The organism is Nitrosospira multiformis, from assembly GCF_003050865.1.
GTDB lineage: Bacteria > Pseudomonadota > Gammaproteobacteria > Burkholderiales > Nitrosomonadaceae > Nitrosospira > Nitrosospira multiformis_E.
In genome coordinates, this window is sequence record NZ_QAOK01000004.1 from 83,422 (window position 1) to 100,974 (window position 17,553).

At 53.2% G+C, this 17,553-nt stretch carries 17 protein-coding genes; 14 read left to right on the forward strand and 3 right to left on the reverse strand.

Annotated features, from left to right (window positions below; all coding sequences use genetic code 11):
* Positions 1–18: 18 nt before the first annotated feature.
* Entirely contained in the window at positions 19–1,575 is a 1,557-nt protein-coding gene (locus tag C8R21_RS03505) for a LodA/GoxA family CTQ-dependent oxidase (RefSeq protein ID WP_107761461.1), read from the reverse strand.
* 271 nt (positions 1,576–1,846) lie between these two features.
* On the opposite strand from C8R21_RS03505, the gene C8R21_RS03515 reads away from it, so the two are divergent.
* The 13 genes from C8R21_RS03515 (at position 1,847) to C8R21_RS03575 (ending at position 13,893) form a co-directional block, all read left to right on the forward strand.
* The gene (locus tag C8R21_RS03515) at positions 1,847–2,512 is read left to right on the forward strand and encodes a dienelactone hydrolase family protein (RefSeq protein ID WP_107761463.1); all 666 of its coding nucleotides are present in this window, start codon (positions 1,847–1,849) and stop codon (positions 2,510–2,512) included.
* A gap of 26 nt (positions 2,513–2,538) precedes the next feature.
* Entirely contained in the window at positions 2,539–3,228 is a 690-nt protein-coding gene (locus C8R21_RS03520) for a phosphoribosyltransferase (protein WP_107761464.1), read from the forward strand.
* An 80-nt stretch (positions 3,229–3,308) separates the two neighbouring features.
* On the forward strand, positions 3,309–4,691 hold the full coding sequence (locus C8R21_RS03525; protein ID WP_107761465.1) for an erythromycin esterase family protein: 1,383 nt from the start codon (positions 3,309–3,311) through the stop codon (positions 4,689–4,691).
* A gap of 609 nt (positions 4,692–5,300) precedes the next feature.
* On the forward strand, positions 5,301–7,130 hold the full coding sequence (locus tag C8R21_RS03530) for a beta strand repeat-containing protein (protein ID WP_107761466.1): 1,830 nt from the start codon (positions 5,301–5,303) through the stop codon (positions 7,128–7,130).
* Between the two features lie 150 nt (positions 7,131–7,280).
* Positions 7,281–8,072 carry a Kazal-type serine protease inhibitor family protein gene (locus tag C8R21_RS03535; protein ID WP_107761525.1) on the forward strand — a complete coding sequence of 264 codons (792 nt, stop codon included), beginning with the start codon at positions 7,281–7,283 and terminating at the stop codon, positions 8,070–8,072.
* 230 nt (positions 8,073–8,302) lie between these two features.
* Positions 8,303–8,578 (forward strand): hypothetical protein, encoded by a 276-nt coding sequence (locus C8R21_RS03540; RefSeq protein ID WP_107761467.1) that lies wholly within the window; start codon positions 8,303–8,305, stop codon positions 8,576–8,578.
* 141 nt (positions 8,579–8,719) lie between these two features.
* A complete protein-coding gene (locus C8R21_RS03545) occupies positions 8,720–9,169 on the forward strand; it encodes an Hsp20/alpha crystallin family protein (protein WP_107761468.1) in 450 nt (149 codons plus the stop codon).
* Positions 9,170–9,488: 319 nt separating this feature from the next.
* Positions 9,489–9,989 carry a BCAM0308 family protein gene (locus C8R21_RS03550; RefSeq protein WP_107761469.1) on the forward strand — a complete coding sequence of 167 codons (501 nt, stop codon included), beginning with the start codon at positions 9,489–9,491 and terminating at the stop codon, positions 9,987–9,989.
* Positions 9,990–10,085: 96 nt separating this feature from the next.
* Complete coding sequence (locus tag C8R21_RS03555) at positions 10,086–10,535, forward strand: CBS domain-containing protein (RefSeq protein ID WP_107761470.1); 450 nt, start codon at positions 10,086–10,088, stop codon at positions 10,533–10,535.
* A 101-nt stretch (positions 10,536–10,636) separates the two neighbouring features.
* Complete coding sequence (locus C8R21_RS03560; RefSeq protein WP_107761471.1) at positions 10,637–11,149, forward strand: Hsp20/alpha crystallin family protein; 513 nt, start codon at positions 10,637–10,639, stop codon at positions 11,147–11,149.
* Between the two features lie 170 nt (positions 11,150–11,319).
* A complete protein-coding gene (locus tag C8R21_RS03565) occupies positions 11,320–11,793 on the forward strand; it encodes a YbhB/YbcL family Raf kinase inhibitor-like protein (RefSeq protein WP_074974413.1) in 474 nt (157 codons plus the stop codon).
* Between the two features lie 95 nt (positions 11,794–11,888).
* The gene (locus tag C8R21_RS03570; RefSeq protein WP_107761526.1) at positions 11,889–12,866 is read left to right on the forward strand and encodes a rhamnan synthesis F family protein; all 978 of its coding nucleotides are present in this window, start codon (positions 11,889–11,891) and stop codon (positions 12,864–12,866) included.
* 259 nt (positions 12,867–13,125) lie between these two features.
* A complete protein-coding gene (locus tag C8R21_RS03575; protein ID WP_107761472.1) occupies positions 13,126–13,893 on the forward strand; it encodes an FkbM family methyltransferase in 768 nt (255 codons plus the stop codon).
* A 226-nt stretch (positions 13,894–14,119) separates the two neighbouring features.
* Here the strand turns inward: C8R21_RS03575 and C8R21_RS03580 are convergent, their stop codons facing one another.
* Positions 14,120–15,883, reverse strand: a complete 1,764-nt coding sequence (locus C8R21_RS03580; protein ID WP_107761473.1) for an ABC transporter ATP-binding protein — start codon at positions 15,881–15,883, stop codon at positions 14,120–14,122.
* Positions 15,884–16,068: 185 nt separating this feature from the next.
* A complete protein-coding gene (locus C8R21_RS03585; protein WP_074974315.1) occupies positions 16,069–16,296 on the reverse strand; it encodes a hypothetical protein in 228 nt (75 codons plus the stop codon).
* A 329-nt stretch (positions 16,297–16,625) separates the two neighbouring features.
* Between C8R21_RS03585 and ku the strand changes: the two genes are divergently transcribed.
* Positions 16,626–17,540, forward strand: a complete 915-nt coding sequence (gene ku / locus C8R21_RS03590) for a non-homologous end joining protein Ku (protein WP_107761474.1) — start codon at positions 16,626–16,628, stop codon at positions 17,538–17,540.
* Positions 17,541–17,553 lie beyond the last annotated feature (13 nt).

The following is a 17,553-nucleotide window of genomic DNA, read 5'->3' on the forward strand; positions in this document are numbered from 1 at the left end:
TTTCCCTTTCTGACCGGATCAGGTCTGACCCGCGATGGGTCTGCGCTCATCCTCGACATATTGGTCGCCTTTCTTCACGATAAAGCCCAGTTCGGTCCACCACCGGACCATGTCAACATAGTCATCTATGCCGCGAGAGAACGGCTGCAGGCCGGAGGCGGTGATAACATCGACAGGGCGTTGAGCCGGCCACCACAGCTCTCCGCAAGCGAGAAAATCCGCCTGCCAGGGTAACGCCATCCGTTCCGTCAGAAAACCCGGAGGAAGCGTCTGCCTGATCCGAAAGGGTGCCTGGTAAGTTGCTGCCTGCGCGATCACATATGTGACCTCGATACCCGGAAAGAACGGCGCTCCGATACATCCTTCCAGGACAGCACGGGTCAAAGCGTCCGGCTGCTGATTCAATGGCAATTCGTCGAAAGCAACCGGCGCTGGTTCACTCGTCCAGTCCGCTTCGAAATCACCCCGTGCCCATCTCTCCATGAGGGTGTACTGATACTCCGTGAGTGCGGTGTATTCTCCTCGCTCGGGGTTGTCCGGATCCAGTCCGCTGTTCACTTTAGGCATGCTGGGTGGCGTCTGGCGCGGCGGGGTATTGGGATCGACACGCGTGTTGGGTTTTGTCAGCCAGCTCAAGACCGTCTCGCGCGCGGACCTTCCATTCTCGGTCTTGTCCGCGAGTTTGCTCAATCGAGCCGGATTCAGAAAATTGCCGGCACCCCCGTGATGCCGGTTTCTCTCCTCGACTACCCAGTGAATCAGGACTACGCGCTTCAGTATCGGGTAGATATGGCGGGTGAACGAAGGCACATTTTTTATCAGGAGGGGAGAGAAATTTCTGGAGGCAACATTGACGGCCTGATCGTACCAGGTGGTTACGTTTTCGATGCCTGGTGCGTAGGAAGGCGGGGCGACGACAACCCAGGCGCCTTCTTCGGCAGTGACGGGCGCTTCTCCCTCGACCTCCACCACGGCATTCACCGGACCATCGGAAACCCCATCGTACCAGCCATCATTGTTGGCAAAACTGTTCAACCCCCTGCCAAGGGGAGAGCCTGACTTGCCTGGACCGCCAATGACGATCAGGCGCCCGTTCTCATCGGTGAGCAGCCGCCCGAGATCGATTTTTGCACTGCCTTCGACGTTGCCATTCCTTATGAAATCTATTTCTCCGTTCAAGGGGGCAGCGGGTTTGCTCTTTCCCGATATTGATCGCAACGTGGTATCCACGACCAGTCCCGCTCGATCATATCCTGGATTCCGCGGCGACCCTCCAGGGCCGCCCGGAGGAAAATTTCCCCCCGCCGCTTTTCGATTGGCAAGGTGAGCACTCCATGTAATCGTTGTTTTTTCATTCGCAACGATCTCGCTGTCAATGGTTTCCTTGCCGAAATCATCCCTGACGAATTTATAAATCCTGAATCGGGCTGCCTGCGGCTTTATTTTTCCGGAATTGTCGCGATAGGGTCCAGGGGGAACGATTCCGGGAGATTCGGGACCAAAAAAATACGCGCTCTCGCTGTTTCCTATGCGCGCAATTCCTACTGCCGGATAAATGCGATAGACCGTTTTCATTCGAGTCGCTTCCCTTTCCGTTGATTGTGCGGCGAATATCGGTTACTCCAAATCATAGCTGCTGCCACAAATATTTCCGTACTTTCTTTGTTGCTACCGCTTTCTATAATTCTCAGCTGGTTTGGTGAAATATCCGGGAGTTGACTATGTTCGGCAACGAACGGAAAGGGAAGCCAGCGTCCTACAAACTGTTCAAATAACGGATCATTTTGTCGCATTGCTCCTTTTGCTTTTGTTAAGTACCTGCGTTTAATCACTAGGGATGTGCGCTATGAGTTCCTTGTATGATGATGTTTCTGAAGCCCGGGCTGTTCGCATCCCGGCAAGCGGGGTCGTGCTGAATGCCGATCTGACGATGCCGCCCCACGCGCGGGCCATTGTCGCCTTCGCTCATGGCAGCGGCAGCAGCCGGCACAGCATTCGTAATCGCTACGTGGCTGAAATGTTGAACGCATATAACTTCGCCACTCTCCTTGCCGATCTCCTGACTGAAGAAGAGGAAGTCATAGACATGCGCACGCGGCATCTACGCTTCGATATCCCGATGCTGGCGGACAGGTTGATCGATATCGCTGCCTGGCTCCAGCAGGAGTCGCAGACGAGAGATTTGAAAATAGGCTGGTTTGGAGCGAGCACCGGTGCCGGGGCAGCGCTGATTGCAGCGGCGCGGCGTCCGGAAAATATCATGGCCGTGGCTTCACGAGGCGGACGTCCCGATCTCGCGGGTGCTTATTTACCAGAGGTTGTAGCGCCTGTACTTCTCATCGTAGGGGAAAACGATCCTCAAGTTCTGGAGCTCAACAAGGAAGCGCTCGCCCGCCTCAATACCGAATCGAAGCTGGAGATCGTGCCGAATGCCACTCACCTGTTTGAAGAACCGGGAACGCTGGAGGCAGCCGCCGGTCTTGCCGCCGAATGGTTTCAGGACCATTGCTAGACAAGTAATAGACAGGCAATAAAGCCATGTCGGGCACCGAATATCACTTCGCAGACAGAGCCGAAGCAGGGAGGATGCTGGGGGAAGCGTTGTCGGTCTACGCGGGAAGAACCGACGTGCTTGTTCTGGCGCTTCCACGCGGTGGGGTGCCGGTTGCCTACGAGATTGCGCGGATGCTGGCCGTACCGCTGGATGTATGGCTTGTACGGAAACTGGGTGCGCCAGGCCAGGAGGAACTGGCAATGGGAGCGATGGCAGGGACAGACACTCTTGTCCTCAACAAGGAAATCATCAAGCTTCTGAATATCGATGAGGCTTCCATCGATGCTGCCATAACCAGGGAGCGGACTGAACTGGAACGGCGCAACAAACTTTATCGCAGAGGCATGCCTGCCCCCGACATTCAGGGGAAAACAATCATTCTCGTCGATGACGGCCTGGCTACGGGTGCGACCATGCATGCTGCTATTGTTTCTTTACACGACGCCGGTGCTGCAAGAATCGTTGTGGCTGTACCTGTCGGCACAACATCGGCATGTCGAAAAATACGCCAGGAGGCGGACGATCTCGTGTGCCTGTATACACCCGAACCTTTTTTCGGGGTAGGGCAATGGTATGACAGCTTCATGCAAACTCCGGATGAGGAGGTACTGGCGCTCCTGAGGCAGGAAACAACCCATCGGCGAACAACCGAAGCTCCAAAGGGAGCGGCTTAAGGGAGGATTCAAGGGAGGACTCAGGGGAGACTGAGGGAATTGCAGGACTCCATTGCCTGAGGGTCCAGGAGGATTTCATTATGGCTAATATCGATTTTGATTACCATTTGATCGATGTGCTGGAGCAGGACGCTCGCCCTGTGGCGGAGTACGATGCTGGCCGTGAGTTGATCCGCGCGGTACGCGAGCATGCGCAGGGAAAAAAGTTTGTCCTGATCGGTGAAGCGAGCCACGGTACAGCCGAATTTTATCGCCTGCGTGCTGAAATTACTCAACACCTCATTGTCGAGGACGGATTCGACGCTGTTGCGGTCGAGGCGGACTGGCCGGATGCCTATCGGGTTAACCGCTTTGTTGCGGGCCGGTCGGAAGACAAGGATGCGGATGCGGCCTTGTCCAATTTCGAACGGTTTCCCACGTGGATGTGGAGGAATACCGAAGTATTCGCTTTCATCACATGGCTGCGCAACTATAACCAGGAGACGGGGAGATACAAGCACGAGCAGCAGGAACCGGCGGGGTCAGTGGGGTTTTATGGACTCGATTTATACAGCATGACAACCTCGATGCGGGCCGTGCTGGCATATCTGGATAAGGTCGATCCGGAAGAAGCTCTCGCCGCCTGGGCGCGCTACGGTTGCTTCGGCCAATTCATCGAAAATCCGCAGGCGTACGGTTATGCCATTGCTTCTGGACGGTGGGATTCGTGCGAGCAGGAAGTGATCGCGCAGCTTATGCAGCTTCAGCGAAAAGGGCGGTTTTACGTTGAAAAGGATGGCGCGTTTGCCGGAAACGAATATTTTTCGGCGCAGCAGAATGCTGAGCTGGTGAAAAATGCGGAGGAATATTATCGCGCCATGTTCAGGGGAAGACCCAATACCTGGAACCTGAGAGACCGGCACATGTTCGAGACGCTCGAAAAGCTCGCGAGCTACCTGGAAGGCCAACTGAAGCGGGAAGCACGCATTGTTGTCTGGGCTCACAATTCTCATCTGGGCAATGCGGCGGCCACCGAGATGGGGCGGCGCGGCGAATTCAACATCGGCCAGCTCGTTACCGAGAAATATCGGGATAAGTCGCTGCGCATCGGGTTTTCGACCAGCCGCGGAACAGTGACTGCAGCGACCGACTGGGACGGACCCGCCGAAACGAAGACTGTCCGCGAACCGCTTGCAGGCAGTTACGAAGAAATTTTTTCGCAACTCGAAAAGAAACGCTTCTTTTTCGACCTCACCGCCGGAGGTGAAGCCGTAGGATTTTTGGAGGAGGAGCGGCTGCAGCGTGCGATCGGCGTGATCTACCGGCCTGAAACCGAGCGCATGAGCCATTACTTCTATGCCTGTCTCCCGCGGCAATTCGATTTCATGATTCATATCGACAAAACGGGAGCGCTGCAACCGTTGCCCGCATTCGTCCACCCCCGGGCCGGTGAATTGGATGAGACCTATCCTTCAGGCTTGTAGGGGACCGTGTTTCTCGATTCCTGATTCCTTAAGGTGGCCGCGCAGGAAGCGAAGCGCCCTGCATCGCGACCGTTCAAGCGAACGCCTGCGTGGGGAGCTGAGTAAATCAACTCCGGCTGCACCCACCCTTCAAAGTTGAAAAATACCCCTTCGCTGGTCTTTCGGTGGCAGACGAGGTTCCGCCCCTTGCCTTTCGGTCAAGCGTTGGGCCTTATATACTTGCGCCATATCTGAGACCCTCAACCTTTTCCCTTTTCTGCATTCCACTGTCGAGCAATTCTGTCTGAGAGACAGCATCAGTCCCAATGCGTGAAAAGCGAAGTCATGCCTTGAATTCAGGTTTCTCCATCTCTATAACTGAGAGTAACCGAGTTTTCTCCTCCGAGTTTTCTTCTGTCTGAGAATGGTATTGCGAAGCAGTATCTGAATGCTTGCTCTGATTCCAGCTACGCTGAAATTCGTCTCCGCGCTATCTTCCGTATGAATTCTTACTCAACGCTCGATTTCCTTGCTTTTTGAAAAATGCAGTCTATTTTTAAAAATGTTGCCCTTGTAGATAAAAAGAAGCCGTGAACAGAAAAAATCAAATGAACTCGGAGGAGGCATAAAATGAAAAATACTAAGAATAATCATCAGGGTATAAAAATCGAGTCAGTGGGTCGCAACGTTTTTCAGATACTGCCGATCGCAGCAGCAATGGCTGCATCCGGCGTTATTCAGCCTGCTTTTGCTGTCGATCGCACCTGGTTTGGTGGCACGGGAGAGTTTGGAGTCGATACGAACTGGTCGCCCACGGGTGTGCCGGGTGCAGGTGACAAAGCGATTATCAGCAGTGGTAACTCCACTCTGTCAATCAACACGGCGATAACCAGTCTTGATTTATCAGGAGGCGTCCTTGGAGGTACAGGCAATCTTACGCTCAGCGGTTTGAGTACCTGGACGGGCGGTTCCATTACGGGTGGGGCGACCACGACCTTTAACAGCACATTGGAGCTAAGCGGCAACGGTGCCAAGGTTATTTCAGGTGGACGCACAGTGAATGCTGGCAATACCACCTGGAGCGGCAATACAGGCAACGGGGCTAACGATCTCTTCTTCAATAACGGCACCTTCAACAACACCGGGACCTATACGGACACCAACGCCTTTAATGATCAGATGACGGGCACTGGGACGTTCAACAACAGCGGGACTTACAACAAGCAGGCCAACACGCTTACTAACATTGGCGGGGGCGTGGGATTCAATAACACGGGCACGGTGAATGTCAATGCGGGGACATTGCGCCTGCAAGGGAGCGGCACTCACAGCGGCAGTTTTGCCATTGCTGATGGTGCAACCCTCGATCTCAACTTTGGTACCCATAACCTGAACAGTGTAACAACCAGCGGTGACGGCACCTTTGAGATAAGTGGAGGTACGGCTAATCTCAATGGAGGCAGTCACACTTCGAGATTTCTGCTTTCAGGCGGAGCATTGGCAGGTACCAGCACACCCATTGGTGGTGCTGCTACCTGGACGGGCGGTTCCATTACGGGTGGGGCGACCACGACCTTTAACAGCACATTGGAGCTAAGCGGCAACGGTGCCAAGGTTATTTCAGGTGGACGCACAGTGAATGCTGGCAATACCACCTGGAGCGGCAATACAGGCAACGGGGCTAACGATCTCTTCTTCAATAACGGCACCTTCAACAACACCGGGACCTATACGGACACCAACGCCTTTAATGATCAGATGACGGGCACTGGGACGTTCAACAACAGCGGGACTTACAACAAGCAGGCCAACACGCTTACTAACATTGGCGGGGGCGTGGGATTCAATAACACGGGCACGGTGAATGTGCAGGCAGGTGTGTTTAATGTAGCCCATGCCATGAATAATGCTGGCACGGTAAATATCAGCGCCGGTGCAACCCTCCAGTCCTCTTGTGGAGGTGCGGATTGTTTCGTTAACGCGGGGATTATACAAGGCAACGGTACAGTTATCACACCCATGCTGGGTTTATCCAATAGCGGCGCAATCAATCCTGGGGACGGGATCGGTCATCTCACGATCGACGGTGATTTGCATCAGGCAGCAAGCGGAGTAGTCAACTTCGAGCTTGCTAGCTTGAGCAGCTTTGACCAATTAACGGTTACCGATGATGTGACACTGGGTGGGGAGATTGACATATGGAATCTGGGTTATACACCCACCGTCGGTGACAGCTTCGTGGTGGCCACCTTTGATGAACGCCTTGCCAATTCGACATTTGCCACAGTCAGCACACACGGATTCGGGGCAGGCGTGGCGTTTAACGTACTCTACCATGAGCATGATGTGACGTTGGCAATAACAGCGGTTCCCGAACCGGAGCAATACGCTTTGTTTCTTGGCGGACTGGGTCTGATGGGGGTGATGGCACGCCGGCGGAGGAATCATATCCTGGGATGACATTCTTGCCGCTCTTATCGAATTGACCGTGATCTGGATAAAAAATACAAAACTTGGATATTGCACCTGGGGTGGGCTTCTGGGTGCGATAGTTCATCAAAAGGGAAAGGGCAAATGATGTAACCACACCACCTGTTGATGGAGGAAGCAATGAGTAAATTGGGCTTTGTTGTTTTTCTGATCGGAGCAGCCGTGCTTGGTACAACCCCGGCTTTCGCACAGCAAGGTGAAGATAGGGGAGCCGGTGGAGATGCTGCAAATCGTGCCGTGAACATCAACCTCGGCAGTACGGGAGGGGCATTGGACAGCGGGGCGCTGAAATCCATACGAAAGACGGTGGGGAAGGCTATCAGTGAAGAGACAGTGGACACTTTCGTTGTTTATAGTCCAAGAGCAGGGGGACCTATTCCGATAGAGGGGGGATTGAATGCTTGCGCGGAGGCAGGCTTCAGCTCGAAGCCAGGCGATTTTAAAGCTTTCGTCAAGCGTCTGCGTGATATTCATCCCAGGACGGGAACGTTCCTCAATGTCGAGCTGACCGATCAATGCAAACCTATTGAAGGCGGTGGAGGGGGAGCTGTTTGTGGGGGTATCGCCGGAACACGTTGCCCCGACGCAAACCAGTACTGTGACTTGGGGGCCAAATGCAAGATGCCGGATGCGCAAGGTCAATGCAAGCCCAAACCCACCATTTGTCCGCAAATCTTCAAGCCTGTTTGCGGGTGTGATGGCAAGACTTACAGCAACTCGTGCACTGCAGCAGCCGCCGGTGTTTCTGTTGAACATGAAGGGGAGTGCAAGAAATCCGAGCCGCAAGCATGCGGCGGAATTGCCGGCATCCCATGCCCGGGAGGCCAGACCTGCGTGGATGATCCCAGGGATGATTGCGATCCCACCCGCGGCGGCGCGGACTGCCCGGGAATCTGCAAGAGTAAAAAATAGCAGCAACGGGATACGGGTTAATCGTTGGAAGCCTTATGACTACTCTGGATAAGCAGGTCTTGTTACCGGTTGGCGGACAGCTTATCCAGGGTTTGTCACCCGAATGTTAGGCAACGTACAGAGCGATTCCTCGATCAGGTGTTAAAAATCCGAAGGTCCGGCCGTTAGAAAGAGCTAGGCCGTCTAGCGGTACGGTCGCACAATCGATCAACAGTTTCAGAGGGAAAATCTTGAGCACATCATCTGACAGAGGCAATGCAAGGATCAACAAGAACGGGATCGAAAACCCGGTCGAGAATACAGAAGAAGCGATTACCGACAGCCCCACAGCAACCGGATCTTATGGACCATACAGGCAGGAGCGGAGGAAAGGCCACCAAGTGATTTCTACCGCAAGTTATTACCGGGTCGAGCGGCGTGGTGGCGCGCACTATGGGGAAACACAGGATTGGTCGGACTTGGATTCGGAATCGGATGGAGCGTCTTATTCGGGTGGGAATTTCTGATATGTAAAAGATAGATGCAAGAAGTCATGCAAAGAATTCGAACCATCGTGGCACGCACAGTCGAGTAAGGCAGAAATGAAGTGATAAGGGTAGAAAAGGCTATTCATTTAATTCGCATTCATTTTTAGAAAGGAGAAAACCATGGCAAATATTGCTCGTCGCTCGCCTCTTGTTGGCGATATCACTCGGTATGACCCGTTTTACAATCTGGAGGACTGGTTCAAGAATTGGGGAATGCGTCCATTCTCCATGGATATGGAAACCACGCCTCAGATCAAGATCGATCTTGCCGAAAACGACAATGCCTATACGGTTCGCGCGGAAATACCCGGAGTAAAGAAGGAGGATGTCAAGGTTCAGGTGGAGGGCAATCGCGTTTCTATCAGTTGCGAAACAAAGCAGGAAAAAGAAGAAAAAGAAGGCGAGAGGGTGATTTGCCGGGAATGCCATCAGGGATCGAGCTACAGGAGCTTTACTCTGGCAAGCGATGTGGATGAGACCAAGGCCGAGGCAAAATATGAAAACGGCACGCTGGAACTTACATTGCCGAAGAAGGAAGGAAAAACCGCCAAACGGATCGAGGTGAAATAGTCCGAGCGTCACTCTCCCGGTCATCAGACTGATCGTTCCGCTCGGAAGAACGATCAGTCACTCCGGGCGCCGTCCCGCCTGCTCGCGTTTTTTTGGAAAGCGCGATCACCTTCTGGCTCTATAGAGCACTGCGTCCACGGTCCTGACCCATACCGTGCACGTCATGATTGCTAGAACTGCCTGAAAGGGCCAAAAGGGCGTTGAGTAATGCGAGCGAGATGACACAGTTGGGGACCTGGAAGGCGGTTTGGCAACAAAAACTCCCGAAGAACTCGATATAGAGGGGTCAGATGTAAACCCATACAACAGGAGCTCTACCATGACGCACCCTCCCTTTGTCGGCTTTCGCCAGATTTCCCGCCATGACCAGCTCTTCAAAGAGCGCATACACGATCCCTACCGGGCGCGGCACAAACCGTCGGAACCTGCTGTCTGCCCCAGTTGTGGCGCGGTGTTCCATGAGGGGCGCTGGCAATGGGGCGAAGCGCCCGAAGGCGCCCATCAGGAAATGTGTGCTGCTTGCCATCGTATCCGGGATGATTTCCCTGCCGGCTTCGTCACGCTGGGTGGCGAGTTCTATGCCGCGCATCATAGTGAAATCATGCACATCGTGCACAATGTGGAAAAGCGTGAAAAGGTCGAGCATCCGTTCAATCGCATCATGGCCGTTGAAGAAAAAGACGGGGGAACCCTGGTGACGACTACTGATATCCATCTGGCGAGAGGCATCGGCGAGGCCATACACAACGCATATCAGGGCGATCTGGAATTTCACTATAACCCGGACGAGTATTTGCTGCGCGTGCACTGGACGCGTTAGGAAAAAACTTTCCGATAGCCTTAAATGCCTGTTTCGAATTTGCAACATACATCACCGTCCCTACACCATAGTGTGTAATTGAAAATGGAGAGCAAGATGCCGGTCGGGGAAATTTGTAACCGCGATACTGTAATTGTGAAGCGTGACGATACGGTTGCGGATGCAGCTAAACTCATGCGTCAGCACCATGTGGGCGATGTAGTTGTTGTCGAAGAGCGGGACGGCCTCAATATTCCCGTCGGGATTGTCACCGATCGCGACCTGGTGGTGGAAATCATGGCAACCGGGCTGGACCCGGCCGTCATCACGGTGGGCGATATCATGGAGCAGGAACTCGTTACCGTGAAAGAAAGCGTGGGGGTGTTCGAGACGATTCAATACATGCGCAGCAAGACGGTACGGCGCTTGCCAATAGTGGGCAAGAATGGCGCGCTGGTGGGCATTCTTACACTGGATGACTTGCTGGAACTGCTGTCGGAAGAACTACTGGCGATTTCCCGGTTGACCAGTTATCAACGGCAGAAGGAAGAGAGACAACGGCATTAAGAGACCAACCGGATTAAGAGACAACTGGAAAATATGCGAGTGGCAATTCTTGCCTAGCCTGTCATTACCAGTTTTTTCCAATAGTCAGAAGGAGTACGATCATGATGGATTCCGTGAAGAATGCAGGTGAAAATATCAGCCGGAGACTCAGTCGGACATGGGATCACATTTCAGACGGCTGGCGTGAACTCGTCCATCATGGCAGCGATGCCCTCACGCACTTTGTACACCGCAAGGGTGAGGAAGACAAAAGGCAGGCTTCTACTGCCAGCATGCCAGCTTTTCCTCACTGGAGTATTCTGGCAGGGGATATGGAAGAAACGGACAAGGAAATCGTGGTACGGATAGAAGTGCCTGGCATGGAAAAAAAAGACTTTGAGATCAGCATAGAGGGCAACATGCTTTCTCTGAGAGGGGAAAAACGCTTTGAGCGTGATACAAATGACAGCAGATATCATGTCATGGAACGTGCCTACGGCGTTTTCCAGCGAACCCTGCCGTTGCCGGCGGAAGTGGATGCAGACAAAGCGGGAGCGGACTACAAGAACGGCGTGCTGACCGTTCGTCTGCCCAAGCTGAACGTTGAAAAGGGCAGGCTCATTTCTATATCATGATGAGGTGGCATTTTGCTTTTCGGCGCCGGCGCGCCCTGCCGAAGATTACGCTTATCTGCCTGCTCGCAGGCGCGATGCCGGCTACGCTGGCAGCCTCAGCGTATTTAGCGGTTGAGCCAGACGCTCTCTTGAGTCAGAAGGAAAGAAAACCAAAGAAGGAGGAACCTCGCATGTCTATGACGATAACATCTTCATCCTTTGCAAATCACGGAGAGATTCCTATTCGTCATACCTGTCAGGGGCATGATACTTCACCCGAGCTGTTCTGGGAAAATATACCGGAAAATGCGAAAAGCCTGGTTTTGATTCTGGATGATCCGGATGCGCCCGATCCTGCCGCTCCCAAGCTGACCTGGGTGCACTGGGTTCTATATAACATTCCTCCCGCGGCTCAAGGTTTGCCTGAGGGAGTGGCGGAAGCCGATCTTCCCATTGGAACGCTCGGCGGGCTCAATGACTGGCAGCGCACAGGGTATGGGGGACCCTGCCCCCCTATCGGCAAGCATCGATACTTTCATAAACTCTACGCGCTGGATATCATGCTTCCGGATCTGAAACATCCCACCAAGGCAATCCTCGAGCAGGAGATGCAGGGACATATCATCGCGCAATCGGAACTCGTGGGGTTGTATCAGAAGCAATAGACTGCTACTGCCTTTTTTCTTTTTTATGCTCCGGTTCATCCAGCACGATTCTGTACACTCAAAAAAGATAAACGCGCAATATGCATGGATCGGTCATGAAAGTCCCACCTGAGGAGCTGTCTGAATTGCGGCGCAAACCCAATTGCGCTTTACCCATAAAGTGGGCGGTGAAGGGCGTAGTCAAAGACTTGAAGTATGCGCGAGATCTATCCTTTCATCTGCTTAAACGAGAGAAGGAGGGTGAAAAGCCGCTGGTGAGGTTGTATGAAAAGGCTATATCTCCCCGTTATGATCGTCCTGTTTGCCTTTTCTGCAGCTTCGACAAAGATAGCGTTGTCAGGGAGAACGTGTATTACTACCTCAACGCTCTGATGCTGGCCGGCTTCGATATCGTATTCATCAGTTCGAGCAGCATGATTTCAGGAAGCGATCTGGAAAAGCTGTCCCGATGCTGTATCGCAATAATAAACCGTGAGAATAAGGGATACGATTTCTATGGGTGGAAAACGGCGCTGGAAAAATATCCCGAATATCGCGAACACAGCGGTCTTCTGTTAGCCAACGACAGCGTTCTCGGCCCACTTTTCAGTATCGACAATATCATTGCCAGGCTCGAAGGCAGCGAGGCTGATATCGTGGGAATGACGGATTCTTTTCGTTTTTATCCCCACCTACAGTCCTATTTCCTCTACTGCAAGAAAAAAGCTGTGTCCTCCGATGAATTTCTTCGTTTCTTCGCGGAAATCGAGGTTCTGGAATTCAAGCCGGCTATTGTTCGCAGATATGAAGTCGGTTTTTCCCGCTTTCTCAGCCGTCGCTTTCGTCTTGCGGCGCTCTACAGTCTGGAGCAGGTTCTTGCTCAAACTGATTACAATCATAGGCCCCTGCAATGGGTTGAGTCGACCTTTCACCTGAGGAAGCCGCTGATTACCGAGCTTGGATTCCCGTTCCTCAAAAAAAGTGTGCTGACAAGAAAGGGTGTGAGCCTGGGGGAAGTTTCAGCGATCCTCGCGGAGGCCGGTTCTTCCTATGAGACAGGAATTCTCAACGACTGGATGTCGCCTCGCGGATAAGACACGATTTTGCTCGACCGCCGTTCCCTTCGTCATTTCCTTGAAAGCCTCGAAAGAAGGAATCCAGAAACTATTGCATATGATTTCCACTTCCGCTGAAGTGATGATTGAGCAACCTGTAGACTGAGTCGCTCATCCTGTTGATGTCCGTGCAGCGGGTCACAGCAAAAATATTTCGGCTGGGACTACAAACCAGATATCCTTCGCCATTCACCTGTTTTCTATTCTCATCTCTACTAATAAGTTACGGTCGGCATAGATGTCTTCATTTTTCATGGATGTATTATCCGGATGCGCAGTAGCGTTGTACGGATTGAAGGGCGGCTACACGAAAGTCAATGTCAAGGGTCAACCCATACGTATCGCAGTGGATAATTTTCGGACACTCCAGCGGGCAAAAACGTATTCCATCAAGGAACCCGATACCCTGGACTGGCTTGACAGTTTTGAGCCGGGTTCCTGCTTTTTCGACCTGGGTGCGAATATCGGCCAGTATTCCCTGTATCCAGCAAAGAAATACGGGAAGGACATCCATGTATATTCGTTCGAGCCCCAATGCGCCAATTATTATTTATTGAATAAAAACATTTACCTCAACAAGCTGGAAAAAAATATTACCTCCTATTGCGTGGCTGTTGCCGGAGAGGAAGGCTTTTCGAAACTTTATATTCCCAGATTCATAGGCGGTGGGAACCGCTCCCAGTTCGGAAAAGAAGATTTGAAGAATATGAAAAAACCCGCCACGCATATACAGGGCATATTCGGCGTGACACTCGATGACTTATGCTCAAAATGGGGATTTCCCTATCCCAACTACATCAAGATCGATGTGGATGGTATCGAGATACCCATCATCCGGGGTGCCGGGAATGTGCTCAGGAATCCGGCACTGAGGTCCGTCATCGTCGAGCTGGGGACAGTCGAGGAGCAGCAGGAGGCGATAGCACTGATGGAACAGGCGGGTTTGAAAGTCAGATTCAAAACCACCCGAAATTGGGGTGAAACCTGCTTCGTGTTCGCAAAATAGGATTGATCAACTCCTCTTTGCCGACTCGTCGATTCACTTGTTCTGAGCCTGCCAGAGGACCTGTCCTGAGCCTGTCGAAGGGGCTTGTTCTGAGCACTGTTCGCGCCTTCGATCCTTCGACGACTCGGGATCAGGGGGAACGGAGACGAAGGGTTCAGGGTGAACAGGGGAGGACAATGATTGGAACAGATGGAGACGAAGGCTCAGGTAGGCACTCGTTGTCCGCTTAACGGGAAACGAAAGCCGCTTCCCTGTGAGACAGGGAGGAAGTATCCCGCTCCGCGGGTGCGTAACGAACTGCCTCCGCCGGCGGCATCCGTTCCGCTTTTCCCCTGGAAAGCGCAAAAATCACATCCGCTGCGCTGATCAGCGCTGGCTGATGGGAGACGGCAACAATCGTGAGTTCCTGTGTGAGGTTTCGCAGTGTTTCACAGACAAGTCGTTCGCTTTCCGGATCGAGCGCACTCGTCGGTTCATCCAGTACCAGAAAGAGAGGCCGGTGAGCCAGCGCCCGGGCAATCGCAATGCGTTGGCGCTGCCCTCCGGATAACAGGCCGCCACGCTCACCGACAATGGTATAGAGGCCGTCCGGCAATCCACTGACGAACTCCCATGCGCCAGCCTGGCGCAGTGCTCTTTCCGCATCCGCTTCAGTCAGTTCAGGGGCGCCGACGAGAATATTATTGAGAATACTGTCATGCAGCAGGACGTTCTCCTGGGCGACATATCCGATCATGCGACGCCAGGCACGTGGATTGATGTCACGCATGGGCACGTCATCCAACAGGATTTCGCCGGACTTGGGCTCCACCAGGCCGCACAGGAGATCCAGCATAGTGCTTTTGCCGACCCCCGACGGTCCGGCTATGGTGGTAAACGACCTGACCGGGATTTCGAGATTCAGGTCCTGAAAAATCGGCTTGGTGTCGTAATCGAAATTGACGTGGCGCAGGCTGATGCCCTTTTCAAGCGTCGGCTCGCGCGTGCCTGATGTTCTTTCCGCTGCGGCACGCGCTTCTGCAACAGCGGTACGCAAGGCCCAGTAGGCACTTTCCTGCGCCATCAGATTCTGGTATTTCCTCTGCGTTTTATTGAGCAAACTGAGGAGCCGGGTCAGAAGAAAGACCATCACCATTACCGAGGGCAACGAGAGCCCCCATACTTCCAAGGCCAGATAAAGGCCGATTGCCATCAGTGTGGCGAGGATAGGCTCCTGCAGCGCCATCAGGGCTTCACGCGCGATGATTTCCCGCCGGGTAGCCTTTTCCAGTTGCTGGGTCTGGTCGCGCAGGATCGCTTCGGCTACATTGTCTCTCGCCATGGCCTTGAGCGATTTTACTGAAACGAGTACATCCGAAAGATACGTCAGCAGGTTTCGCAGCAGGTGGGTCTGCCTGGTTCCCGCCTTGCGTGTCGCACGAATCAACTGGTGCAGCACCTGCATCATGATGATGCCCGCCAGAATGGAAGTAAGGGTGGCCTCCCATGAAACAAACATGGCCACGGTTCCGTAGACGACAACCTGTACGGCCAGCGCGAGTACAGTAACGCTGTGCTCAAAGCCATTGGCTGCCCGGTAGGCTTCGGTGGCGACGGAATTGGCCAGGGAACCCATCGGCTGGCGCAGGTAATACTGCCAGCGGCTGGCAAGCAGCGCGTCGATCAGTTCGAGGCGAAGGACGGTTGCCACATGGGCGACCGCATAACCGACCTGCCTGTTCGCTATCAATAATATGAGGCTTTTGAGGATCATTCCTCCCACGATGATCAGCAGCATGGCGCCTATGGTGGGAGAAATCCCGATGTTCTGGAGAACTTCGGCGATGTGCCGACCCATGTCCGAACTGGCGGAATCGCCGACAGCGATCGAAAGGAGTGGAAGGAGGGCAGTGAGGCTCAAGCCTTCTGCAATGCCTGCTGCCAGAAGCGCAACCAGGACGTATGCAGTACGCCTCGGGGAAAGCATGCAATAGGCAAAGAGAGTTCGCATAAATTGGGCCGCAGACTACGGGGGTTATCATAACCTAAATTACGGACACGGTCTTGAAAAAACCCTTATATTAACGAGGAATTCAATGGGGCAATTCGACGGGTGTGATGGAGGGTTATTGCAGGGGAAAGGGCAACCAGGTGGAATTGCGAGCAGGATGTCCCTGCGCGCTTGTTCCGGATTATTCAGTCGGTTTTTTGAACTCCCCGGATATTGATTGCTGCCAGGGCGAACTGGAGACCGAGAACCGCAAGCGCCTGGACATGCCATCCCCAGATTATCCATAACACATTGCTGAGGAGAGAAAGCAGAAAACCGGCCTGGCGCCTCCGCCTGGCCTGGTAAGTCAGGAGCCAGACCGAAAGGATGTTGATCACCATGGCAGGCCACTGTAGCAAATTGAAGTAATCCATATGCCTCCGATTCTTCTGAAGCTGGCTCCAGTCGATATTATGTAGATATTACGATTATGTTAAATATGTAAAAAGCGTTAAAGGTGTGAAGTCCGGTATGCTGCCCGGCACTGTTTTTTTGCACTCCGCGATCAGGGGTTCGCATCCAGTTCCGATCATCTCATCCATAGACCAGCAGTTCCGTTCGAAAGAACACAAATCAGAGTGGCAGAGTGGAAAAGGCTCGTATTTTCCAGGGTGCGCAATCGCACATACAAATGGAGGAGGGAAGAGCATGATCTGTATTTCGATATTTGCCCCTGAAAAGGGATTCACTTCTCCGCTCAATCATGGTTGCATCTGCTTCAACCCGGGCTTTATGGAGGGGCGCCATCAGTTTTGGACTGGTGCATATTCCCGTGGCCCTTCATGCTGCAACGACAGAGCAGGGTTTGAATTTCGACTGGCTGGACAAGCGCAGCATGGATCCCGTCGGCTATAAACGCATCAACAAGAGGACCGGGAAAGAGATCGATAAGGAAGATATCGTCAAGGGAATCGAGTACGAGGATGATCATTACGTGGTTTTGAGCCAGGAGGAGATTGCCTCCGCTTATCCCAAGGCCACGCAGACGATTGCGATCGAAATGTTCGTACCGGCAGCCGATATTCCCTTCATCTATCTGGAGCGTCCCTACTATGTCACACCCGCCAATAAAGGCGAAAAGGTTTATGCGCTTTTGCGCGAAACCCTGTCCAGGACCGAGCGCGTCGGCATTGCTCGAGTGATTATTCAAACAAAACAGCACCTTGCCGCTCTTATTCCGTCCGGCCGCGCATTGGTTCTTAATCTGTTGCGCTGGGGGGATGAAATCCGCAATTGGGAAAACCTGGGTTTTCCGGCCGAGGGGGCCAAGGAGGCCGGCATTACCGATAAAGAATTGAAAATGGCTGAGCAGTTGGTGATGGACATGAGCGGCAAATGGGACCCGGATGAATTTCACGATTCGTTCAAGGACGAAATCATGAAACTCGTGAAGGAGAAGGTCGAAACGGGTGATATACAGACTGTGGCTCAGCCGGAAGAAGTCGAGTTGCAGCGTGGCGGCGCACAAATACTGGATCTCACTGAATTGCTCCAGCGCAGCCTGAAGAAGCACACAGATAACGAAGACCGTGACCGGAAACCTGCCAGAAAGCCCGCCAGGTCGACGACTGCCTCATCTGCACCTGCCCGCGGCGCGAATAAGCGCCGGGCAGTATAGGGCAGATTCCATA